We start from the raw sequence: 23,584 nt of genomic DNA, 5'->3' as shown, positions 1-23,584 counted from the left end.
ACGTTACTGGCCGGCCGCGAACACGCTTGGGAACGGCCGCCCGCGCACATCGAACACCCGGGCGTAGGTGACGCCGTCGCGCTCCACCTTGACCAGCACCGGCGCCTTCACATCGGCGCAGTAGAACTCACCCAGCGCCAGATAGAAATCGGCGGTCTGGCTGTCATAGGTGGCCTCGTACCGCGGCCCCAGCTCCGCCGCCGCCGCGAAGCGCGGGCCGCACACCGCCACCCGCAGCTTGCGCCCCTGGGGCAGGCTGTGGCGGTGGGCCTCCACATATTCGTCCAGCTCCTCGGTCGCCTGCTTGAAGGCCAGGCCCCAATAATCGAGCATGAACATCTTCTCGGCGCCCTTGATGCCGCCGACAATGTGGTTGTAATAGGTATATTCGTAAGGGTGTAGCTGATAGAAACTGGCGGCGGGCAGCAGAATGCCCACCGCGAACACCGTCGCGAGCGCGCCGCGGACAACGGCAACCCGCCGCGCCTTCGCCAGCCGCCCCACCTTCTCCCAGGCCCACCCCGCCGCGAGGCTGCCGAGAATGGCGAGCGCCGGCGAAATGAACACGAAATGGCGGATGCCATTATAGACGACGGGCCGCGTGGTCACGACCAGCAGAATGGGGAACAGCGCCGCCATCAGCACCACGATGAGCCGGGCCCGGCGCGCCGGCGTATCACGCCCGGCGAACACCGCCACCAACGCACTGGCGGCACCCGCCAGAGTGAGGGTGAGGAACAGCTCCGGCATCTGCACTGAAAACAGTGTCGGCACATAGCTGCGCGGCATGTCCGGAACCAGGATCGGCCGGCCCTCGAACATCTCGCGCCAGGGTACTTCCCAGAACTTCGAATAATATTTGAGCGCGTAGAAGGGGTTAGCCGGCTCCGCGACGCCCCACGGCCACACCACGCCCAGCACGAAATAGGCCAGCGGCAGCCCGAGCGACAGCAGCAACACAAAGCGGCCGACCTGCTTGGCGCTAGCGCTCAGCCCTTCCCGGCGCCAGGTGAGGGCAAACAGGAAGCAGATCGCGGTCAGGATATAAATGCCGGTCATGATGCCGACCACACGGGTGCCCACGGCAAGGCCGAGGAAAAGGCCGAACAGGCCCACCGTGCGCGGGGTCGGATTGGGGAATTCGTCGAACGCCCGCACCGTGCCGTAAATCAGGCCCGCCACCGCCACCGCGAAGGGGGCATCCTTCGCGTTCATGAACATATGGCCGTAGTACAGCGGGCAGATAGCCAGAAGCGCGATGGCGGCAAATCCCGCCACCGGCCCGGCGAGCCGGCGCGAGATGCGCCACACCAGCACGAACCCGGCCACACCCACCACGGCGCCCATGAAGCGGCGAATGTCGAACACATCCACCGGCAGCACCCGCGACAGCATGTTCGACAGCAGATCGAAGCCGCCGCCGTAATAATACAGGTTGACGAAGGAAAAGACCTTCCGCTGCGTCATGCCAGACGCAAAATACTGATACAGCAGATCGCCATATTGCGAGTGGGTGAAGTCGTCCCACCCCAGCCCGTAGTCGGAGAAGGTCAGCGCGGCGATGGCCGCGAGCAGCACCAGAAGAGCGATGGAGCAGGCGTCGGCGATCGCGCCCGGCCGCCGGCTGTCAGGCAACACCCACATGAACGGAGGACCCCAAACGAGACACCTGAAGGGAGCGTCCACCCGCCTACCGGCAGCAATGTTCGCCGTCGGGCAAGCCCTCGGCGCGGTCACGGCCTCGGTCGCGAATGCAAGCGCAGATAAAGACGGCTAGCTTGGAACTGCAACAAGATTATGCCGACCGGCGCCACAATTAAGGCATTTTGCACATCGCCCAGGGGCAAGCCGTTACGTTATCTAAAACAATATTCTCGCAACGAAACGTTAGCCGCATAAAAAATAGCCGACCCAGAAGATCGGCCACGAGAGACGGCAATGAATAAAGTATCCGGCTACGGAACAGCGCGCCCCGGCTCCCGGCCAGAGCGCGCCCATCCATCGTCCCGAGAGGTCAGACGGCCTTGCTGTAAAGCTCGGCCACATACTCCCAGTTGACCATGTGGTCGATGAAGGCCTTCAGGTAGTCGGGCCGACGGTTCCGGTAATCGATGTAGTAGGAGTGCTCCCACACGTCGACGCCGAGAATGGGGGTGGCGCCGTGGATCAGCGGGTTCTCGCCGTTGGCGCTCTTGGTGACCTCGAGCTTGCCGTCCTTCAGCGAAAGCCAGGCCCAGCCGGAGCCGAACTGCGTGGTGCCGGCGGCGATGAAGTCTTCCTTGAACTTCTCGACCGAGCCGATGTCCTCGATGATCTTCTTCTCGAGCTCACCGGGGATGGCGCCACCGCCATTGGGCTTCATCCAGTTCCAGAAATGCAGGTGGTTGTAGTGCTGACCCGCATTGTTGAAGAGGCCCGCATTCTTGCCGTAGGCGCCCTTCACCACCTCCTCGAGGGATTTTCCTTCAAATTCAGTTCCCTTTAGGAGATTGTTGCCATTATTGACATAAGCAAGATGGTGCTTGTCGTGATGGTACTCCAGGGTCTCGCGAGACATGTAGGGCGCGAGAGAGTCGTAGGAGTACGGCAGGTCGGGCAGCGTAAAGGACATGAAACATCTCCGCAAACGATCCGGCACGAACTCGGCGCCAGATCGCAGGTCCCCGCGGGAGCGCGGGAAGATGCGGAGCGACCGAGCTGCGAATAGATAGGGCGGGGTCGGGCTGCATACAACCTTGATCTCGCCAATTTTCTGGGTGCGGCGCCGCTCTGGCGTAACATGGCGTTGGATGGCAAAAGGGGCGGCCCGCCACCGGATCCTCGTTTAGGATTCGAAGCGGGCACAGCGTAATGGGGTAGCGGGATGTGGTGGTTTCTAGTCCTTCTCGGCATACTGATCGCGCTCGCCGGCCTTTCGGTCATCGCGCTCGGCATTTCCATTTTTGTCTCCACCTTCGGCAACACCCTCATCACCACCGGTGCGGTGGCGGCCTCGGGCGGCTTCGTCATCACCGCCATGGGCCTGGTGCTGCGGCAGATGGAGCGGCTTTCCCAGCGCATCGAGACCGCCATCGAGCGGGGCCGCGTCGAGGAAAAGTCGTCCGATGAGCAGATGGAGAGCGAGGCCGAGGCCGAAGCGCCCCTTCCCGGTCAGCGCCGCGCCGGCCCCCTGCCCTTCCCGGCAGCCCGGAACACCGAGCAGCCGGCACCCGCCAGCGAGCCGGGCCCCGCTGCCGAAGAAGAACCCGTCGCGGAGAACGCGCCGCGGGCGCCGAGCGAGGCCCGACTGCCCCCCGTGCGCGAACGGAGCAAGCCGGACCTGCGCGCACCGGACCTGCGCGCGCCACGTCATTCGGAAGAGGCAGCCCCGCCGGCCGAAACCGCGACAGCGGAACCCACTGCTCGCGCGCCCATTCCCCCGCGTGGACCGCAGCCTCGCGGGCCGCAGCCGGTCGACCCCATGCAGCAGGCGCGCCGCGAACGTCTGGAACGCCGTGGCGAAGCAGCTCCGGCGGCTGAGCCGGAACAGCCGGCAACGCCGCCCCGGCCGCAGACGGGCTATGAGCCTCCCCAGCGCGCGGCAGATGCGCGCGGCCCCTCGGCCCCGGCTCCCGAAGCCGAGCAGGAAGCACCCGCCACTTCGGAAGAACCACGGGTCCTGAAGTCGGGCATCGTCGGAGGGATGGCCTACACCCTTTATTCCGATGGCTCGATCCAGGCCGAGCTGCCCGATGGCGTGGTCCGCTTCGCCTCCCTGCAGGAGCTGCGGGACCACGTGGCCCGGGCCCACCAGATGCGCTGATCGCGAATCCGCATAGCTGTGTCGTGAGGTTCCCGCCGCTGCCGGCGGGCGCCCGCCGGCAGCGGCGGGGCGGCAAACGAAGGCGCGTTCAAAGGCGCAGTACGCAGCTGTTCTTCAGGCAGAAATACGCAGAACCGACCTGCGTATTCGGCATGCCTCAGACCACGATCCGCTGCGTTCCGCCGTGCTGGCCGCGTGCAGGTCTGCCCGCGCCGAACAACCCTGCGGCGAAACTCGCCTCGCGCCGATCGCGTTGCATTAAAGCCGATGAGAGTAGGCCAGCCGAGCAGCGCCGCCGCGCGGCAGTCGTTTCCCGGCTGGTGTGGGCGACGGGGATCGAACCCGTAAGCCTTTCAAAGGCGAGGGATTTTAAGTCCCTTGCGTCTACCAGTTTCGCCACGCCCACCGCGCGAACGATCTTGAACCGAACCGAGATCCGTAAAGCGGGATCAGCTCGGCGTGTAAGCCGAAACGTCTGCCGGTGTCAAAGAAACCGATTCGCCACAACCACAGGAAGAAACCTGATTCGGGTTGTTGAAGACAAACTGTGCGGACAACTTGTCCACTTTAAAGTCCATTTCGGTTCCCAGAAGGAACAGCAGCGCCTTCGGATCGATCACGACGCGCACGCCTTTCTCTTCGACGACGGTATCCAACGCGCCGATATCATTGGTATAGTCCATCGTGTACGACATGCCCGCGCAGCCACCGTTGGCAACGCCGAGTCGTACTGCCGCGCCGGGCCGTTCGGCGTTGGACAAGAGTTCTTTCAGGCGCGCGGCGGCGGCGTCTGTGATGCGGAGAACGGGCGGACGTGAGCGCTTGGCTTCAAGTGACGGGGCTTGCCCCTCGGCTGGCGGAGAAACCTCTGTCATGAACACACTCCGGTTCGCGCCTCGCATGTTGGGGCGCCTCTGTGACCGTACATGGGGCCTGCCGCAGCTTCCCACAAGGCTGCCCTTCTGCGTGACGACGCCCCGCCCGGCACGCTAAAAGGCCCGTTTCCTGTCCCCCGCGGGCCTACCGCGCCCACTTTCACCAGTCGGGCGCCGACCGTCCCGTTCGAGAGTTCGAGATGCTTATTCGCAGTCAAAACCTGGGCCTGACGATTGCCTATGTGGCCATCGCCGGCATCTGGCTGCTGTTTCCCGAGGTGTTCCTCGCCCGCATGATCGGCGCCGACACGGCCGCCGTGATGTCGCCGTATCGCAACGCGCTGTTCCTGGCCTTCTCGGCTCCCCTGCTGCTGCTGGTGCTGCAGCGCGTACGCGGCGCCAATCCCGGAGAGAGGGCCTTCCGGCCGAAGCTGGTGCACGCGGCCGTCCTGGCCCTTGCCCTCAGCATCGCCGTGGTGGCGGGCATCGCCTATACCTATGACATGACCTCGCGGCGGCTGATCAATGACAACCGCCGCTATCTGGCCAGCCTCACCGAGGTTCAAAGCCGAACGCTGAACCGCCAGCGCACCATGCGGATGACGACCACCGAGGCGCTGGCCTCGGCTCCGGTGCTGGCCGACGTCGCTCGCCTGCGCCAGGGCGGCGCGGATATCGCGGCCGCCCGCACGATGCTGCAGCGCGCCACCAATACCGCCGACTTCCTGGCCTTCAACGTCCTGGACGCAAGCGGCCAGGTCCTCTTCCACACCGGCGAGCCCGGCCTTCCGCCACCGGATCTCGCCGGGGCGCTGCGCGAGGCCGTGGAGACCCGCCGCCCCGTGCTCATCCCGCTGTGGAAGGCGGGGGAAGGCGATATCCGAACCGGCATCCTCGCGCCGATCATCGACGGTTCGGATCAGGCCGCGCCGGTGCGTGGCGCGCTGATTTCCGAGACGTCGGCGCCGCAATTCCTGTTCCCGGTCCTCACCGGTGCCCTCGCCGGCTCACGCACGACCGACGTCTTCCTCATTCGCCCGGCCGGAGAGGGGCGCTGGGTCATCGCCTCGCCGCAGCGCGGCTCTGATGCCGCCCCCCTGTCGCAGATCGTTGACAAGCATGTGTATGACTTCGCTGTCACGCCCGGCGGCGGCCAGCCTGGTATCGGCACGGATCACCTTGGCCAGCCGGTTCTCGCCTTCCGCCGCGCGGTTGAGGGAACGCGGGCCGAACTGATCGCCAAGATCGACCTGCAGGAGGTACTCGGCGACGCACAGACGGTCGCGGCCCTGTCCACCGCCGTCGCGGGCCTGTCGCTGATGCTGGCATTCGCCATCGGCTACGCCGCCACCGAGGCCGCCAAGCGCCGCGCCGCCTCACGCATCGTCGCCCAGGCGCGCGCCCTTGATCACGCCGAAATTCGCTTCCGCTCCACGTTTGAACAGGCGGCCGTGGGCATCGCCCATGTGGGCCTCGACGACCGGTTTCTCCACGTCAACCAGACACTGTGTGATCTGCTCGGCTACACAAAGGAGGAGCTGCGCGGCCAGCCTTATGGCCGTGTCCGCCGCCCCGACGAGGTCGCGGACGACATCCGCATCTGGCAATCCCTGGTCGCCGGCGCCGTGCCGAACGTGCACACCGAGCTGCGCCACATCCGCAAGGATGGCAGCGAGATCTGGCTGGCCTGCACCACCTCCCTCGCCCGCACCCCGGAGGGCGAGCCGGACTATTTCATCACCGTTGCCCAGGACATGTCGGTGCGACGCGCCCAGGAGGTCGCCCTGCTGGAAAGCCAGGAACGCTTCGAGCTCGCGGTGGCCAGCACCGACCAGGGCGTATGGGATTGGCGCCGCCGGGGCCCCGGCCTCTATCTTTCCGAACGCTGCTACACCCTGCTCGGCCGCGAGCCCGACTCCCCGCTGGACCTCCTGCAGCTCTGGCGCGACCTGCTGCATCCGGAGGATCGCAGCCTGTTCCGCGCCGCCTGGCGGCGGCTGCGCGGGGGCGATGACGACCAGTTCCAGGCCGACGTGCGCATCCTCCACACCGACGGCACCTATCATGACTTCCGCCTGCGCGGCTCCGCCAAGCGTGACTTGAACGGCACCGTTGAACGCCTGGTGGGCATGCTGGCGGACGAGACGGAGAACAAGGGCACCGAGCGCCACCTGCGGCTGGCGGCCGCGGTTTTCGTCAGCTCCCACGAAGGGCTGGTGGTCACGGACCTCAAGGGCACCATCTCGGCCGTCAACCCCTCCTTCACCCGCATTACGGGCTATGACGAAGCCGATGTGGTTGGCCGGAACATGCATGTCATGCGCTCCGGCCGGCACGACGCCGCCTTCTATCAGAAGATGTGGAACGCCATCCGGCAGAACGGCAGCTGGCAGGGCGAGATCTGGAACCGCCGCCGGAATGGCGAGATCTTCCTTCAGCAGCTCGTCATCAGCACCGTCTACGACGCGAACGGGGCACCCCAGAGCTATATCGGCGCCTTCCACGACATCACGGCCATGAAGCGGTCCGAGTTCGAGCTGGACCACATCGCCCATTACGACCTGCTCACCGACCTGCCGAATCGAACCCTCCTGGCTTCGCTGCTCGACCATGCGGTGATCCGCCCAGCCGCCCACTGCGCGGTGCTGTGCGTGGACCTGGACCGGTTCAAGACCGTGAACGAAAGTTATGGCCACGTGGCCGGCGATCAGGTGTTGCAGATGTCCGCGGCGCGCATGCACGGCGTGCTGCGTGGCACGGGCACCCTGGGGCGCTATGGCGCCGACGAGTTCCTGGTGATCCTGGACGAGGTCAAGGGCCCGCAGGATGCGGCCGCCACCGCCAGCGCCATCATCACCGCCCTCGCCGCGCCCTATGTCTTTCCCGACGGGCAGGAGGTCTATGTCGGCGCCAGCGTCGGCATTTCGCTCTACCCGCAGGATGCCGACAACGCGCAGAAGCTGGTGCAGCACGCCAACTCAGCCCTGTTCGAGGCCAAGAACAACGGACGCGGCACCTACGCTTTCTATACGCAGGAGCTCACGCAGTCCGCCAAGGCCCGCATCGAGATGGAGGCCGAGCTGCGCCGCGCCTTGGCGCGCAAGGAGTTCGAGCTGCACTACCAACCCTGCGTGGACCTCTCCACCGGCCATATCCGCTCGGTCGAGGCCCTGGTGCGCTGGCGCAGCCCCTCGCGCGGTCTTGTGCCGCCCGACCAGTTCATTCCCTTCGCCGAGGAAACCGGCCTCATCGTGCCGCTGGGCGACTGGGTGATGGAGGAAGCCTGCCGCCAGATGGCGGAATGGCTGCGCAAGGATATCGTCTGCGACTATGTGGGCGTGAACCTCTCACCGCGCCAGTTCAGCCGCGAATCCGTGTGCGACCGGGTGTCGGAAGTGCTGCGCCTCACCGGCCTGCCGCCCGAGCGGCTGGAGGTGGAAATCACCGAAGGCATGCTGTTCGAAGCCCGCGCCGCCGCCGAGCAGAAGTGCCTGAAGCTCTCGCAGATGGGCGTGCACATCGCGCTCGACGACTTCGGCACCGGCTATTCCTCGCTGGGCTATCTCAAGCGCTTCCCCATTTCCAAGCTGAAGGTGGACCGCAGCTTCGTGCGCGATCTGCCCCGATCGGTGGCCGATGGGGAAATCACGGTCGCCATCATCGCGGTGGCCAAGGCGCTGGGCCTGCAGGTGGTTGCGGAAGGCATCGAGACCGACGCCCAGTTCGCCTTCCTGCGGGATCGCTCCTGCGATCTCGGCCAGGGCTTCCTGTTCAGCCGCCCCCTGCCCGTGGCGGAGATCGAGGCGCGCTTCGCCGGCAAGCGGGTCAAGTTGGGGCAGGATGAGAACGGGGTCGTGACCGCCCTGTGAGGGGCGGTCCCCGCCGGGACTGGGCGCGGCACCGGGCAAGGGCCCCCATCGCCCCCATTCCCGGCCCCCGGTTGCCTAGGCGGTTGCGCGTTCAATAATTGTCCCAGAGGCCGGGGCTCGCAATCTCCACCAGATTGCCGTCGGGGTCGCGGAAATAGAGGCTCACCCCGCCCCTGGGCCAGCGCGCCTCGCCTTCGATGGCCACGCCGTTGGCCTCCAGGTGCCGCCGCCAGGGTTCCACATCGTCTACGGCGAAGGCGAAATGCAGCCGTCCGGCCCCGTCATGGGGCGGAATGGAGCCGCCGAACGGCAGCTCCACGACGGCGTCCGTGGTCCCGCGCTTGAACAGCAGCAGCACCGTCTGCCCCACCGGATAGGCAATGAAGCGGGCATCGGCGCGCATGGGGCGAAGGCCCATCACGCCTTCATAGAAGGCGGCCGCGCGCGCCAGATCATCCACATAAAGGCCGGTTTCCAGCACGCCGGAGAGTGCGGGCGGCCGCTCCATGTCATTCAACGGCATCGGCTTTTCGGACCGCGCCACAAGAGGCGCGGCCTCCTCACACAGCGTGGATCCCACCAGGAACGCCGACTGCGCTCCCGGCAGGAAACGCCTCAGCTCACCACAAGTTCAGGGTGGCGCGCGCTTCATCGGACATGCGCCCCTGGTCCCACGGCGGATCGAAGGTGATTTCGACCTTCACGCCCGAGACGCCGGGCACCGCCGAAATGGCATTCTCCACCATGCTGGGGAGCTCTGCGGCGGCGGGGCAATTGGGGGTGGTCAGCGTCATCTCCACCGCGACGGCGCGGTCGTCGCCGATATCGACCTTGTAGATGAGGCCCAGCTCATAAATGTCCACCGGGATCTCGGGGTCGAACACCGTCTTCAGCGCATCGACAATGCCGTCGGTGAGGCGGGCCAGCTCGGCCTCGGGAATGGATGAGTGGATCTGCGGCAGGTTGGCAGTCTCCTGAACTGCCGCGTGAGCCTTGGTCTCAGTCATGCGAACACATCCTGTGCCATGGGCCGGGCGCCGGAATGGCTGTTTTCCAAATGTGGGACCAAACGTCGAACTTTGGTGTAACGGCCTCGGGCACCACGGCCTTGGGAGTCAGGCACCTGGCTTCGGCCGGCATCGTACCCCTGGAAAAGGCGCACGCCACGCGGCCGGAAGCCTTCTTTCATATCAGCCTAAATGGGCGTGCATGCAACGCCTTCACGCCCATTGTGCTGCTCAGACGCACCCGGGGCCCCGTCCCAGGCGCCTCAGCGGTGCCGCTCCTCCAGCCAGCGCGTCATGTGGGCGGTGAGCACCTCGCGCACGGCAAGGTCCGCCACGAATTCCACGGCCTCTCCGGCAAAGGCCTGGATCAGCAGCATTTCGGCCTCCTCGCGGGGCAGGCCGCGAGACATGAGGTAAAACAGCATCTTGCCATCGAGGGCCCCGGCCGTGGCGCCGTGGCCGCACTGCACGTCGTCGGCGAAGATCTCAAGCTCCGGCTTGTTGTCCATCTCCGCATCGTCGGAGAGCAGCAGGGCCTGGCTCATCATGCGGCCGTCGGTTTTCTGGGCATCGGGTCGCACGATGATCTTGCCCTGGAACACGCCGCGCGCCGAATCCGCCAGCACGGTCTTGAACAGCTCCCGGCTCTCGCACCCCGCCACCGCATGGTCCACGAACAGGGTCACGTCCGCATGGCACTTGTCCGAAAGCAGGCTTGCGCCGCGCACACCGAGATGTCCTCCCCTCCCACCGAAGCGGCCATAAACGGTGAGGCGCGACAGCGCCGCCCCCAAGGTCAGCACGAAGGCGTCATAGCGCGCATCACGCCCCAGATCGGCCACCAGCGTGCCGAGATGGGTCGCCGCCGCGCCTTCCGCCTGAAGGCGCACATGATCGAGCGCGGCGCCATCGCCGATGAACAGCTCGCTCACCGTGTCGTCGAGATAGGCGGCGCCGTCCCCTTCGAAACTCTCGATGAGGGAGAGGGAAGCCCCCTCCTCCACCACCACCAGCAACCGGGTGAAGACGCTGGCCGCCTCGCCGCCAAACAGCTGCGCCACCTGAATGGGGCGCGCCACCTTCACCCCCGCCGCCACATGCAGCACGAGGCCAGCCCCCAGGAGGGCGGTGTTGAGCGCAAGCGGGGCGTCATACAGCGCCGGCGCGGCGGCGCCGAGGCGCTGCAGCAGCGGATGGTCGCTGGCAATGGCATCGGCAAGGGTGAGAAGGCTCACCCCCTGCGGCAGATCCGCCGGCAGCGGCCCGACCTCGCCATTGGCGAGCGTCACGCGGATCGCATCGGGGAAGGACACGGCCGCTCCAGGCGCGCTCGTGGCGGCGGCGCGGGCCGGCACCGCGCGCAGCAAGGCGCGCAGGTCGGTATAGTGCCACTCCTCCACCCGCCGGTGGGGCAGGCCGTTTTCAACGAAGGCGGCGGCCGCAGCGCGGCGCAGCTCGCCCAGGCGCCCCGCCTCGGAAACGGGCGCGGCCGACAGCATGTCCGCAAGGGCCTGCTCGGTGGGCGTGCGGGTGGCGCGCGGGGTCATTTTCGGTTCGGCATTCATGACGCGCCCCTCACGCCGCGTCGGCGCCATAGGCGGCGTAGCCGGTCTCTTCCAGCTCCAGCGCCAGCTCCTTGCCGCCCGTGCGGACGATGCGGCCCTTGTGCATCACATGGATCACATCCGGCACGATATGGTCCAGCAAGCGCTGGTAATGGGTGATGACCAGCATGGAGCGCTCGGGCGAGCGCAGGGCGTTCACCCCCTCCGCCACCACCTTCAGGGCATCGATGTCGAGGCCGGAATCCGCCTCGTCCAGGATGCACAACTTAGGCTCCAGAAGCGCCATCTGGAGGATTTCATTGCGCTTCTTCTCGCCGCCCGAGAAGCCCACATTCACGCCGCGCCGCAGCATGTCCTGGGAGATGCCGAGCGCGGGCGCCTTCTGCTTCACCAGCCGCAGGAAATCCGGGGTGGAGATCTCCTCCTCCCCGCGGGTGCGACGCTGGGCGTTGAGGGCGGCGCGCAGGAAGGTCATGTTGGCGACGCCGGGCACTTCCACCGGATACTGGAAGGCGAGGAACACCCCCGCCGCCGCGCGCTCGCTGGCGGAAAGGGCCAGCAGGTCCTGGCCATTGAAGGTCACGGAACCTTCCGTCACCTCATAGTCCTCCTTGCCGGACAGCACATAGGACAAGGTGGACTTGCCGGAGCCATTGGGCCCCATGATGGCGTGCACCTCGCCCGCCGGCACGGTGAGGTCCAGCCCCTTGATGATCTCGTTATCGCCGATCCGGGCGTGAAGATTTCTGATGTCGAGCATTTTGCCGTCCTTGAACCGTTGAAAGCGCGGGGGTCGCTCTCCTGCGCCCGCCAACCGCGCCGCGCCGCCCCCTCGGGCGGCCCGCATCATTCCGAAAGCGCCGCGACGGGCGCTGCTCAGCCCACCGAGCCTTCGAGGCTCACAGCGATGAGCTTTTGCGCCTCCACGGCGAATTCCATGGGCAGCTGCTGCAGCACGTCGCGCACGAAGCCGTTCACGATCAGCGCCACCGCCTCTTCCTGCGACAGGCCGCGCTGGAGGCAATAGAACAGCTGATCCTCGGAGATCTTGGAGGTGGTGGCCTCGTGCTCGAACACGGCGGAGGCGTTCTTGGCCTCCATGTAAGGCACGGTGTGCGCGCCGCAGGTGTCGCCGATGAGCAGCGAATCGCAATTGGTGAAGTTGCGCGCGCCCGCCGCCTTCTTGTGCGCAGAGACCAGGCCGCGATAGGTGTTGTTGGAGCGGCCCGCCGAGATGCCCTTGGAGATGATGCGGCTCGACGTGTTCTTGCCGAGATGGATCATCTTGGTGCCGGAATCCACCTGCTGGTGGCCGTTCGAGATGGCGATGGAGTAGAACTCGCCCCGCGAATTGTCGCCGCGCAGGATGCAGCTGGGATACTTCCAGGTGATGGCGGAGCCGGTTTCCACCTGGGTCCAGGAGATCTTGGAATTGTCGCCCCGGCAATCGCCGCGCTTGGTGACGAAATTATAGATGCCGCCCTTGCCGTCCTTGTCGCCGGGATACCAGTTCTGGACGGTGGAATATTTGATCTCCGCATCCTTCAGGGCCACCAGCTCCACCACGGCGGCGTGCAGCTGGTTCTCGTCGCGCTGGGGCGCGGTGCAGCCTTCCAGATAGCTCACATAGGAGCCCTCGTCGGCGATGATGAGGGTGCGCTCGAACTGGCCCGTATTCTTCTCGTTGATGCGGAAGTAGGTGGACAATTCCATGGGGCAGCGCACGCCCGGCGGCACATAGACGAACGAGCCGTCGGAGAACACCGCGGTGTTCAGCGTGGCGTAGAAATTGTCCGACACCGGCACCACGGAGCCGAGATACTTTCGCACCAGCTCGGGATGCTCGCGGATGGCTTCGGAGATCGAGCAGAAGATCACGCCCGCCTTGGCCAGCTCCGCCTTGAAGGTGGTGGCCACCGAGACGCTGTCGAACACTGCGTCCACCGCGACCCTGGGCTTGTCCGCGCTCTCGATGCCCAGCAGCGCGTCACGCTCGCGCAGGGGAATGCCGAGCTTCTCATAGGTCTTGAGAATCTCGGGGTCGATCTCGTCGATGGACTTGGGCGCGGCCTTGGGGCGCGCGAAATAGTAATAGTCCTGGAAATCGATCTTCGGATAGCTCACCCGCGCCCAGGTGGGCTCCGGCATGGTGAGCCAGCGGCGATAGGCATCCAGCCGCCATTCCAGCATCCATTCCGGCTCGTTCTTCTGAGCCGAGATAAAGCGCACCGTGTCCTCGGACAGGCCCTTGGGCGCCTTCTCGCTCTCAATGTCGGTCACGAAACCGTATTTGTACTGATCCACATCGATCGCGCGCACCTGCGCGACGGTCTCCTGGACGGCAGACATCTTCACTTCTCCTCTCCCGCGCGGGGTCAAGGCCCGCGGGTCAAGTGCATCTCCCGGCGGCGGCCGGGTCCTCTCATGCCGCCTGCGGAGAGCGGCCTCTCACCTGCGGCACGACCTTTTGCAAGGCCTCCACCGCCCTATCCACATCCTCGTCACGGCTGGACCAGCCGAGCGAAAGCCGAATGGCCCCCGCCGCCCGCTCCGCATCCAGCCCCATGGCCTGGAGCACATGGGATGGGCCGACCTTGCCCGACGAACAGGCCGAGCCGGCACTGACGCTTATGTGGGCGAGATCGAGCGCAATCACCAGTGTTTCCGCGCGCAATCCGGAAAAGGCGATCAAAGCGGTATTGGGCACCCGCTCCACCGCCGCCCCGATGACCGACGCGCCGGAAATGCCCGCCAGCACCTCGTCTTCCAGACGGTCGCGCGCGGACCGGAGCCGAACCACATCGGCATGGAGGGCCGCCACCTCGGCGGCCGCGCCGAAGCCGGCAATGGCGGCCACGTTCTCGGTTCCCGCCCGCCGGTTCCGCTCCTGCCCGCCACCTGCCACCAGGGGCGCCACGCGAAAGTCCGGCCGCAGCCCCACCAAGGCGCCCGCCCCCTGCGGCCCGCCCAGCTTGTGGGCGGACAGGGCCATGAAGTCGATATCAAGGTCCGCCATGTCCAGCGGCACGCGGCCCGCCGCCTGCACCGCATCGCAGAAGATCACGCCGTCATAGGCGTGAACCAGGTGCGCCGCCTGCTCCAGCGGCTGGAGCACCCCGGTCTCGTTGTTCGCCGCCATCAGGGCGACCATGGCCCGACGACCGGAATCGCGATGGTGGCGCAGCCGTTCCTCAAGGGCGTCGAGGTCCACACGGCCGGCCACGTCCACCGGCACCCGCTCCACCCGAGGAAAGCGATGGCCCTTCAGCACCGCCGGGTGTTCCACCGCGCTCGCCAGCAGAACGTCGCAAAGGTGCGGGCGCCCGTCGATCTCCACTTCCGGGTGCAGGGCAAGGGCCACCGCCTCGGTGGCGCCAGAGGTGAACACCACGCTGCGCGAGGCCCCGCCCACCAGGGCCGCCACCGCCCCCCGGGCCCGCTCCACCACCGCGCGGGCGCCGCGCCCCTCCTGATGCACGGAGGACGGATTGCCGGGCGCGTCGAGCACGGCCAGCATTGCGTCGCGCGCCTCCGGCCGCAACGGGCTGGTGGCATTGTGATCGAGATACACCCGGTCACGCGTTCCGCCGCCGCCTTCCGCCGTCTCCACCGCCTGCTGCCGCTCGCTCATGGCCGTCTCGATCCGCCTTGCATCCACCGGATGATCTTCTCATCCGCAGGCTTGCAATTGCCAGGAATCTCGGTCATAGGTCAAATTCCAACCGTTCCTGCCCTGCGCACCCCCTGAAAGCATAGCCTTTCAGCACCGCCGCGCGAGCAGAAACACATTAGAACGATTAAAAATGATGGGTCGACCCCGTCGTGAAGTCAAGGCACCCGAAGTCAAGGCCCCCGCGGCACCGGGCACCCATGGCACAGGCTCGGCCCTCCGCCGATTCGCCATCCACAGTGCCAGTCCGGCAGGACTGTAAGGGCGCCGCCGGTTGAAGGCCACCCCTTCGGACCGGTCATCCCCCGGGGAGCAATTCCAGAAACCTACGCAAGGGGTTGGCACCAGGAATTGTGAAACGGCACATGATTGGAAGCCATCCGGTGAACTCGCTTTCGCCAGATGCGCCTGAAATCCGACCCGCGAGCGTTGCGCCCCAGGGCATGACAAGCGTGGGCCGGCCCTTGAGAGGTCGCCGCCTGGAGGTCGTCAATTGGCGCATGTCCCAGTTTCCCGGAATCGGGGAAATGCACCAGATCGTTGAGTTGACGCCTTTTCTTCACGCGACCCGGTACCCACTTGGCCCGAGAACGCTCTGAGAGGTTGCGGACGTCCAATGCCAGAAGTCATCTTCCCCGGCGAGAAGGGGCGCCTCGAAGGCCGCTACCAGCCCGCCAAGACCCGCAATGCCCCCATCGCCATCATTCTTCATCCCCATCCGCAATTCGGCGGAACGATGAACAATCCGGTGGTCTACAACCTTTACTACCAGTTCGCGAACCGCGGCTTCTCCGTGCTGCGCTTCAATTTCCGGGGCGTGGGCCGCTCCCAGGGCTCGTTCGACCACGGCCAGGGCGAGCTGTCCGATGCCGCCGCCGCGCTGGACTGGGCCCAGTCCGTCAATCCGGACGCGCGGGCGTGCTGGATCGCCGGCTTCTCGTTCGGCGCCTGGATCGGCATGCAGCTGCTGATGCGCCGCCCGGAGGTGGAGGGCTTCATCTCCATCGCCGCACCGGCGAACCTTTATGACTTCTCCTTCCTTGCCCCCTGCCCCTCGTCCGGCCTGTTCGTGCACGGCGACAAGGATGCGGTGGTGCCCACCACCGCGGTGCAGACCCTGGTGGAGAAGCTGAAGACCCAGAAGGGCATCGTCATCGAGCAGCAGGTGGTGCCCGGCGCCAACCACTTCTTCGATGGCAAGACCGAAGAGCTGATGGGCGTGGTGGGCACCTATCTCGACAAGCGCCTGCCCGGCACCCGCAACGACAGCGCCGCCTGAAGGCGCGCCTTCAGGCGGTGGAGGAAAGGGGTCGCCTCGGCGGCCCCTTTTGCTTTTGGCCCCCGCGCTCAGGTCTCCACCAGCCCGGTGCTGTCGCCGCCGATGGCCTCGGGGCGGCCATGGGGCTTGGCGAGATATTCGCTCGAACGCATCTCGTGCAGGCGCGAGACCGTGCGCGCGAACTCGAACGCCTCCGTGCCGTCGGTGCCCACATAGAGGCCCTCCGGCGGCGCCGCGGCGGACGCGACGAGCTTCACATTGGCATCGTAGAGCGTGTCGATCAGCGAGATGAAGCGCTTCGCCTCGTTGCGCTGGTCCGGCCCCATGACCGGAATGTGCTCCAGCACCAAGGTGTGGAACATGCGCGCGAGGCTCAGATAATCCGGGTTCGGCCCCAGCGGCGCCTCGCACAGATTGGCGAAGGAGAAGCGCGCCGCCCCGCGGGCCATGGCCGGGATCTCCAGATGCCGCCCCTTCAGCTCGATGGAGCTGGGCACCCCGCCGGACGGCCCGGCGAGTCGCTTCCAGGCGTCGTTGATGGCGGCATCCGCCTGCGGGCCGAGGGGCGTGTACCAGGTGGAAAGGCCTTCCAGCTTCTCCATGCGGTAATCGGTCCGTGATTCGAGGGAGAGCACCTTCATGCGCTCCTGGATCATGGCGATGAAGGGCAGGAACAGCGCGCGGTTGAGGCCGCCGGCATAAAGGTTCTGCGGCGCCACGTTGGAGGTGGCCACCACCACCACGCCATCGGCGAACAGCTTCTCGAACAGCCGCCCCAGGATCATGGCGTCGGCGATGTCGGTGACGTGGAACTCGTCGAAGCACAGCACCTTGGCTTCCTGGGCAAGCGCCGCCGCCACCGGGGCGATGGGATCGGCCGTCTTGCGCTCGCCATTCTTCTGCGCCTGGCGCTCCTTGAAGATGCGCTCGTGCACATCGCCCATGAAGGCGTGGAAATGGGCGCGGCGCTTGCCCTTGGGCGGCAGGGCCTCGAAGAAGAGGTCCATCAGCATGCTCTTGCCGCGGCCCACCTCGCCATAGATATAGAGCCCCTTGGGCGCGGAAACCGGCGCGCGGCGCTGGAAAAGCCAGCCGAGGGAGGACGACTTCTGCGCCAGCGCCTTCTGCCGCAGCTCCAGCTCCAGCCGGGCGAATTCGCTCACCACCTCGGCCTGGGCGGGGTCGGCCTCGATATCGCCGGCGGCGAGCCTTGCCGCATAAAGCTCCGCCACACGCGCCGTCGTCTCAGTCGCCATGGAGTGTCCCCTGCGCCCGGCCGAGCCGGGGCTTCACCGCGTTGTTGGGGGAAGGTGGCCGGATGCCCCCTCCGTTGCGGTCTGGTTTAGAGCATTTTCCGCAGCGTTGGATACCGGGGCACGCAAGGAAACGCCGGGGTCGCGCGGAAAGCCTCTCACGCGGCGGGGGGCGGCAGGGGATGGCCGGGCATCAGCTCATAGGGGTGCACCCATCCCGGCAGGGCGGCGATGCGATCGGCCCAGCGGGCAATGTGGGGGAATTGCTCCAGCTCCACCCCCGCCCGCTCCGGATAATAGACATAGCCGGCCAGGGACACGTCGGCGATGGTGGGCAGGCCTCCCACCATGAAGTCATGCTGCGCCAGATGGGCGTCGACGATGCCATAAGCGGCAAGGGCGCGCAGGCGCAGAAAGGCGGTAACATCGCCCTCCATGTGACCGGACAGGCCCACCATGAAGCGCAGGGTGGCGAAGTAGCTGGTGAACTTGTGGTTGTCGAACAGGATCCAGCGCAGCGCCTCCAGCCGCTCGCTCTCGCCCTCGGGCAGGAAGCGGCCGGTCCTGTGGGCGAGATAGTCGAGAATCACGCCCGATTGGGAGAGCTTCAGGTCGCCATCCACCAGCACCGGCACCTCGCCCATCTCGTTCACATTGGCGCGGAAGGCGTCCGAGCGGGTCTCGCCATTGAAGAAGTCCACGAACACGGGCTCCCACGGCACGTCGCAAAATTGCAGCATCAGCGCGGCGCGATAGGCGTTGCCGGACTGGGCGAAACAATAGAGCTTCATCGGATGCACGGCGCACGCTCCCCTCAAGGACCGGTCCAGATTAACGCCTCCCGCCGTCCGCCGCACTGGACAGTGTCGCCGACCCGTGAAATTTGACCGCCGCCACCTGTCGCAAGCCGGAGCCGCTGTGAGCGCCCCTGACACCGCCCCACCCCCACCGGCTCCCCCGCGGGCGCCCCTTCTGGGCCGCATCGGCATTTGGCTGGCCGATCACGACCCCGGCGGCATCGACACGACGCGCGCGCTGCACTTGGGCATCGCCCTGGTGGGGGCCATCCTGCTGGGGGTCACCACCTCCCAGCTGTTCGGCCTCGACATGACCATCACCTTCCCGCTGATGGCCGGCACCGGCGCGCTCACCATGATTTCCTTCAATCCCGCCGCCAGCCGCCGCACGGAGGCGGTGACCATGGTCCGGCTGTTTGCGGTGGCGGCGGCCTTCCTCGCTCTGCTGGCGGTGGTGGGGCCCGGCGAGGGGGCGGGGAACGCCATGGCGCAAAAGCTGCTGCTGATCCCCCTCTCCTTCTGCGCCCTGATCCTGCGGCGCTACGGCATGGACGGGCAGCGCCTGGGCCTTGCTCTGATCGTGGTGGCGACGGTGGGCACCATTCTGACGCCGACGCGGCTGCAGGCCCTGCTGCTGCTGGCCGCCTTCTGCCAGGGCGCAGTGGTGTCGGCGCTGCTGCGCCTGTCGCCCTGGCGGCCTTCGGCGGTGGCTGCCTATGTGCAATCCACCCTCGATGTGCAGGCGGCGGTGGCCGCCTTCCTGCGCGAGATGTCGGATGCGGTGCGCACCGGCGCGCCCTTCACCGATGATGCCGCCCGCGCGGTGGAGCGCCTGCGCGCGCGGGTGTGGAACGCCCTCGGCAACGCCCTGGCGGAGGACCCCGGCGGGCGCGTCGAGTTCGAGGCGCTGCGCGCCAAGTTCTATCGGCTGCGCGTGGCCGTGCAGCTGCTGGCGGGGTGCATTCCGCAAAACACCACGGGGCCCTCGGGCTGGCGCAGCCCGTTCGCCACCGCCGCCGACCACATTGCCCGGCGGCTCGAAGCCATCGACGTGCGCGACGTGCATTCCCAGGAGCGGTTCGAACGGGCCATCGCCTTGCTGCGGGAACAGGCCTTCTCGCCGGATCTGCCGCCGGAAGACCGATTCGCCCTGCTGCGCGCGCTCACGGCCTTCGATCGCCTGTCCCTCGTGATCCACGGCATCGAGACGGCGGAGCTCGCCCCGTTTCCATCCCCCCATTCGGAAGCGGAAGAGGCGCCGCCGTCAGTGAAGCCGATTGCCTGGCTGCAACGGGCGGCGGACGGCACGCGGCAGCTCTCGGCGCCGCTCAAGGTGGCCTGCCAGGGGCTGGTGGCGACCAGCCTCACCACCGCGCTCGACCTGGGTCTACATCTCAGCCATGCCTATTGGGCGACGATGACGGTGATGTTCGTCATCGGCAACAGCGTGGGCGAAACCTATGTGCGGGTGCGCTACCGGGTGGTGGGCACCCTGGTGGGCGTGCTCATCGGCATCCTGTTCTTCCTGGTGCTGGGTGACACCATCTGGCTGCTCGCCATTCTCTGCATGGCGGCCCAGCTCGTCTCCATCGTCACCCAGAAGGACCGTTATGACGTGGCCTCGGCGGCGGTCGGCTTCTCCGTGGTGCTGGGGCTCCACATTCTCGACGGGCTCGGCACGTCGGGCATGCTGGCGCGCATCTATGAAACCGCCATTGGTGCCCTGACGGCCCTCGCCATTTCCTATGTGGTGCTGCCGGTCTACGTGACCGATCAGTTCCGCCCCGAGGTGGAAGGCATTCTCAAACGCTGCCGCGAGGCGCTGGCGAGCTGGTGGCCACACCCTGGCACCGCCGTGTCGGTCGCCTCGCAGGTGGCGGCGGTGCGTCAATTGAGCATGCGCCTGCCCCAGTTCGGCGCCGAGCAGAGCTTCGGCCATTCCGCCGGGGACGCGGCCAACGTGGTCTCCACCCTCGACGTTCTGGTGACCTATCTCGCGCTGATCGAGGACATTTCCGGGCGGCTCGGCGATGCGCCGGACAGGCCGGAAATGGTGGCGGTGGTGGAAGCCGCGCGCTCGCGCAGCCTCACCGCCTTCGCCGTTGTCCTGCACGAGGGCGGCGCCTCGGGCCTGGCCGCGGCGGCGCCGGCGGTGGAGGCCGCCGTTTCCACCGCCCTCAAGCTGGCCGACGAGCCGGCGGTGAAGGATCTGCTGCCTTTGGTCGCCGATTATCTGGCTTATTCGGATGCCCTGTTGCGGCCGCTGCGCGAGCTGCGCACCGCGATGCAGGACGAGACGCCCTGGCAGAAGGAACGCACCCTCGCCGCCGGCGACACGCCCATGCGCGTCACCTGACGACCGGCAGGCCGCTTGCCTTCATGCGTCGCAGGGAAGCGCCCTAGTCGCCCGTGAATGGGCGGAAGTGCTTGGAAAGCTTCAGGCCCTGCCCCTGGTAGTGGGAGCGCATGTCGGCGCCGTAGAGGGTGCCGGGGCGCCCGGCCATCCGCTCATAGACCAGCCGGCCCACGGTCTGCCCATGCTCCAGGATGAAGGGCACCTCGCGCGAGCGCACTTCCAGCACCGCGCGGGCCCCGCGGCCGCCGGCCACGGCGCTGCCGAAGCCGGGATCGAAGAAGCCCGCATAATGCACGCGGAACTCGCCTACCAGCGGGTCGAAGGGCACCATCTCGGCCGCATAGTCCGCCGGCACATGCACCGCCTCGCGGGAGGCGAGGATGTAGAAGGCATCCGGGTCGAGCACGAGCGAGCGCCCGTCCCCCCGCACCCGGATCGGCTCCCAGAAGTCCTCCACGTCCAGCGCGCCGGACTGGTCCACGTCGATGACGCCGGTGTGGCGTTTGGCCCGGAACCCCTGGAGGCCACCGAGCGCCTCGCCCGCCAGATCCACCCCCAGCGCGATGCCGCCCGCGGCCACATCCGGCTGGGGCGCGTCCACCAGGCATTCGGCGGTCTGCAGGCTCAAGAGTTCCAGATCCGAGAGCCGCGCCACGCCGCGCCGGAACCGCAGCTGCGACAGACGCGAGCCGGTGCGCACCAGGATGGGGAAGGTGCGCGGCGAGATTTCCAGATAGAGCGGACCCCGATAACCCTGCGGAATGGTGTCGAACGCCCGCGCCCCGTCGGTGATGACGCGCACGAACACGTCCAGTCGGCCGGTGGAGCTCTTGGGATTGGCGGCGGCGGCGAGGTCCGCCGGCAGCTTCAGCCGCTCGAACAGCTCCACCAGATAGACGCAGCCCGTCTCCAGCACCGCCCCCTGGGAGAGGTCGAGCTTGTGAAGGGCCAGCGTGTCGAGCCGCTCCTTCACGCTCACGCCGGCGCCGGGCAGGAAGCTCGCCCGCACGCGCCAGGCGCTGCGCCCCAGCCGCAGGTCCAGGCTGGCCGGCTGGATCTGATCGGCATCAAGAGCATGCCGGCAGGCGATGAGCCCCTTCGCCTTCAGCTCCGAGATGGCTTCGGCGGGAAGGATTCCCGGCTTCAGTACATCGGCCACGCGCATCCCCACATCCGCTTTGCCATCCGCCCCGTTCGATTTAACGAACGAATTCCTTGACGCCAAGGGGACGGCGGCATTAGTGATCCCGCTCGTGGTCAATTTGAGCCGGCCGGCTTGCAGCCACGTTAAAAACGCACTTGCTAAAAGGCCGGGGATGAGCGGATCGCCGCCGCGCATGTGCCGTGAAGTCGCGGACAAATGCAAGCGTGGGACCGCAACACATCCTCCGCCGTGGAGACAGCCATGTCGTCGGCGTCCGAAACGGGCCAGCCCCGTCCCAGCTTCCTCGGTTCCGCGGAGGCGCGCGCGCTTCATCCGGAAACGCGCCTCGTGCATGCGGGCACCACCCGTTCGCCGTTCGGCGAAACCTCGGAAGCCCTCTTTCTCACCCAGGGCTTCGTCTATGACAGCGCGGCCGCCTGCGAGGCGCGCTTCAAGGGCGAGGATCCCGGCTTCGTCTATTCCCGCTACGCCAACCCCACCACCTCCATGTTCGAGGAGCGCATGGCGCTGATCGAGGGCGCTGAGGTGGCGCGCGCCACCGCATCGGGCATGGCGGCGGTGAATGCGGCCCTGCTCTGCCAGGTGAAGGCCGGCGACCATGTGCTGGCGGCCCGCGCCCTGTTCGGCTCCAGCCGCTGGATCCTGGAAGAGCTGCTGCCGCGCTTCGGCGTCGAGGTGACGCTCGTGGACGGCACCGACATCGAGGCCTGGCGCCGGGGCATCCGCTCCAACACCCGCGCCTGCCTGCTGGAAAGCCCCACCAACCCCACCCTCGACATCATCGACATCGCGGCGGTGGCCGAGATCGCCCATTCCGTGGGCGCGCGGCTGGTGGTGGACAATGTGTTCGCCACCCCCCTCCTGCAGCACCCGCTGAAGCTGGGCGCCGACGTGGTGGTTTATTCCACCACCAAGCATGTGGACGGCCAGGGCCGCTGCCTGGGCGGCATGGTGCTGTGCTCACGCCAGTTCCTCGATGAGGAGCTCCAGGTGTTCCTGCGCCAGACCGGCCCTTCCATCTCCCCCTTCAATGCGTGGGTGATGCTGAAGGGGCTGGAGACGCTGTCCGTCCGCGTGGAGCGCATGCAGGCGAGCGCGGCGCGGCTGGCGGACGTGCTGGCCGGCGCGCCCGGCGTGGAGAAGGCGCTTTATCCCTTCCGCGACGACCATCCGCAGGCGGCGCTCGCGCGCCGGCAGATGAGCGGCGGCGGCACCCTCGTGACCTTCGTGGTGGAAGGCGGCAAGGAGGGCGCTTTCCGCTTCATGGATGCGCTCAGGGTGATCCGCATCTCCAACAATCTCGGCGACGCTAAGAGCCTCATCACCCATCCCGCCACCACCACCCACCAGCGCTTCACGCCCGAGGCACGCGCGGAAATGGGCATCAGCGACGGCCTGTTGCGCCTGTCGGTGGGCCTGGAGCATCCCGACGACCTGGAAGCCGACCTGCGCAACGCCCTGACGGCCATCTGAGGCACCCGCCGCACGCGCTCGCCCGCAATGGCGACGCGCGGCCCCGCTGACAGAGCCATGGCAACCAGCCCCTCCGGCCCCCTGGTGACTTGCGACTCCGCAACGAGCCAGAGGGCATGGAGGGGCTGAAGGCCACGGCGGCGGGATGCACCTCCGGACGAACAGGCCGCAGACAGCCAGCCGGTGCGCGTGACGGCGCGCGCGTTACCGTGCACCGCGGCGCGCGAAACCACCCAGCGGCCGCGCCACGCCCCTGCGCTGCGAGGTGGGAAGCCGCCCTCGGAACGGCAACGGACATCCGCCGCTCGCGCCATGCCCCACGGCGGGGCCGCCCCTGCTCCATCTCCCAGACGACAGAAACAGGCCCCTCGCCCCGCGCCGCATGAGCTCGGCGGTAGACGTATGGGTGCGTGCGGAGATCAGCACCACTCCCGACCATAGCCAGCGCCCCGGCCACGCCCCCCGGGCCCGAA

17 protein-coding genes, 1 tRNA gene and 1 riboswitch are annotated in these 23,584 nt (G+C 67.1%); of the genes, 5 read left to right on the top strand and 13 right to left on the bottom strand.

Features of this window, described 5'->3' with window-relative positions; all coding sequences use genetic code 11:
• Positions 1 to 3: 3 nt before the first annotated feature.
• A complete protein-coding gene (locus V5F26_RS09690) occupies positions 4 to 1,644 on the bottom strand; it encodes an ArnT family glycosyltransferase (RefSeq protein ID WP_234052488.1) in 1,641 nt (546 codons plus the stop codon).
• 370 nt (positions 1,645 to 2,014) lie between these two features.
• Complete coding sequence (locus V5F26_RS09685) at positions 2,015 to 2,611, bottom strand: superoxide dismutase (RefSeq protein WP_234052489.1); 597 nt, start codon at positions 2,609 to 2,611, stop codon at positions 2,015 to 2,017.
• A 252-nt stretch (positions 2,612 to 2,863) separates the two neighbouring features.
• Here V5F26_RS09685 and V5F26_RS09680 point away from each other — a divergent pair, with 252 nt between their 5' ends.
• Entirely contained in the window at positions 2,864 to 3,802 is a 939-nt protein-coding gene (locus V5F26_RS09680) for a hypothetical protein (protein ID WP_394947912.1), read from the top strand.
• A gap of 318 nt (positions 3,803 to 4,120) precedes the next feature.
• Here the strand turns inward: V5F26_RS09680 and V5F26_RS09675 are convergent.
• Both V5F26_RS09675 and V5F26_RS09670 read right to left on the bottom strand, forming a co-directional pair.
• Positions 4,121 to 4,208, bottom strand: a tRNA-Leu gene (locus tag V5F26_RS09675).
• A gap of 43 nt (positions 4,209 to 4,251) precedes the next feature.
• Positions 4,252 to 4,677 carry a HesB/IscA family protein gene (locus tag V5F26_RS09670; protein ID WP_394947911.1) on the bottom strand — a complete coding sequence of 142 codons (426 nt, stop codon included), beginning with the start codon at positions 4,675 to 4,677 and terminating at the stop codon, positions 4,252 to 4,254.
• 200 nt (positions 4,678 to 4,877) lie between these two features.
• Between V5F26_RS09670 and V5F26_RS09665 the strand changes: the two genes are divergently transcribed.
• Positions 4,878 to 8,546: a bifunctional diguanylate cyclase/phosphodiesterase gene (locus tag V5F26_RS09665; protein WP_394947910.1), complete on the top strand. Its 3,669-nt coding sequence runs from the start codon at positions 4,878 to 4,880 to the stop codon at positions 8,544 to 8,546.
• Between the two features lie 91 nt (positions 8,547 to 8,637).
• Here V5F26_RS09665 and V5F26_RS09660 read toward each other — a convergent pair whose 3' ends face one another.
• The 6 genes from V5F26_RS09660 to V5F26_RS09635 form a co-directional block, all read right to left on the bottom strand.
• A complete protein-coding gene (locus V5F26_RS09660) occupies positions 8,638 to 9,069 on the bottom strand; it encodes a VOC family protein (RefSeq protein ID WP_394054513.1) in 432 nt (143 codons plus the stop codon).
• A gap of 97 nt (positions 9,070 to 9,166) precedes the next feature.
• Positions 9,167 to 9,553 (bottom strand): SUF system Fe-S cluster assembly protein, encoded by a 387-nt coding sequence (locus V5F26_RS09655; RefSeq protein WP_234052492.1) that lies wholly within the window; start codon positions 9,551 to 9,553, stop codon positions 9,167 to 9,169.
• A gap of 263 nt (positions 9,554 to 9,816) precedes the next feature.
• Positions 9,817 to 11,118 (bottom strand): Fe-S cluster assembly protein SufD, encoded by a 1,302-nt coding sequence (gene sufD, locus V5F26_RS09650; protein ID WP_394947909.1) that lies wholly within the window; start codon positions 11,116 to 11,118, stop codon positions 9,817 to 9,819.
• A 10-nt stretch (positions 11,119 to 11,128) separates the two neighbouring features.
• Positions 11,129 to 11,878, bottom strand: coding sequence for a Fe-S cluster assembly ATPase SufC (gene sufC / locus V5F26_RS09645; protein ID WP_394054517.1), 750 nt, complete (start codon positions 11,876 to 11,878; stop codon positions 11,129 to 11,131).
• A gap of 116 nt (positions 11,879 to 11,994) precedes the next feature.
• Positions 11,995 to 13,467 carry a Fe-S cluster assembly protein SufB gene (gene sufB / locus V5F26_RS09640; protein ID WP_394947908.1) on the bottom strand — a complete coding sequence of 491 codons (1,473 nt, stop codon included), beginning with the start codon at positions 13,465 to 13,467 and terminating at the stop codon, positions 11,995 to 11,997.
• A 73-nt stretch (positions 13,468 to 13,540) separates the two neighbouring features.
• Entirely contained in the window at positions 13,541 to 14,749 is a 1,209-nt protein-coding gene (locus tag V5F26_RS09635; protein ID WP_234052496.1) for a cysteine desulfurase family protein, read from the bottom strand.
• Between the two features lie 655 nt (positions 14,750 to 15,404).
• On the opposite strand from V5F26_RS09635, the gene V5F26_RS09630 reads away from it, so the two are divergent.
• Positions 15,405 to 16,067, top strand: coding sequence for an alpha/beta hydrolase (locus V5F26_RS09630; protein ID WP_234052497.1), 663 nt, complete (start codon positions 15,405 to 15,407; stop codon positions 16,065 to 16,067).
• Positions 16,068 to 16,135: 68 nt separating this feature from the next.
• On the opposite strand, the gene zapE is transcribed toward V5F26_RS09630, so the two are convergent.
• Positions 16,136 to 17,323 carry a cell division protein ZapE gene (gene zapE, locus V5F26_RS09625; protein ID WP_394947907.1) on the bottom strand — a complete coding sequence of 396 codons (1,188 nt, stop codon included), beginning with the start codon at positions 17,321 to 17,323 and terminating at the stop codon, positions 16,136 to 16,138.
• Between the two features lie 155 nt (positions 17,324 to 17,478).
• Positions 17,479 to 18,120: a glutathione S-transferase family protein gene (locus tag V5F26_RS09620; RefSeq protein WP_394947906.1), complete on the bottom strand. Its 642-nt coding sequence runs from the start codon at positions 18,118 to 18,120 to the stop codon at positions 17,479 to 17,481.
• 118 nt (positions 18,121 to 18,238) lie between these two features.
• Between V5F26_RS09620 and V5F26_RS09615 the strand changes: the two genes are divergently transcribed.
• Positions 18,239 to 20,473 carry an FUSC family protein gene (locus tag V5F26_RS09615; RefSeq protein ID WP_394947905.1) on the top strand — a complete coding sequence of 745 codons (2,235 nt, stop codon included), beginning with the start codon at positions 18,239 to 18,241 and terminating at the stop codon, positions 20,471 to 20,473.
• A 43-nt stretch (positions 20,474 to 20,516) separates the two neighbouring features.
• On the opposite strand, the gene V5F26_RS09610 is transcribed toward V5F26_RS09615, so the two are convergent.
• On the bottom strand, positions 20,517 to 21,638 hold the full coding sequence (locus tag V5F26_RS09610; RefSeq protein WP_234052501.1) for a 2'-deoxycytidine 5'-triphosphate deaminase: 1,122 nt from the start codon (positions 21,636 to 21,638) through the stop codon (positions 20,517 to 20,519).
• A gap of 78 nt (positions 21,639 to 21,716) precedes the next feature.
• A riboswitch (SAM riboswitch) is annotated at positions 21,717 to 21,799 on the top strand.
• A gap of 79 nt (positions 21,800 to 21,878) precedes the next feature.
• Here V5F26_RS09610 and V5F26_RS09605 point away from each other — a divergent pair.
• Complete coding sequence (locus tag V5F26_RS09605) at positions 21,879 to 23,111, top strand: O-succinylhomoserine sulfhydrylase (RefSeq protein ID WP_394054525.1); 1,233 nt, start codon at positions 21,879 to 21,881, stop codon at positions 23,109 to 23,111.
• The last annotated feature ends 473 nt before the right edge of the window (positions 23,112 to 23,584 follow it).

The organism is Xanthobacter variabilis (assembly GCF_043831965.2).
In the GTDB taxonomy this organism is placed as follows: domain Bacteria; phylum Pseudomonadota; class Alphaproteobacteria; order Rhizobiales; family Xanthobacteraceae; genus Xanthobacter.
The sequence above is the reverse complement of the archived record's forward strand: the minus strand, read 5'-3'. Positions and strand labels throughout refer to the sequence as shown.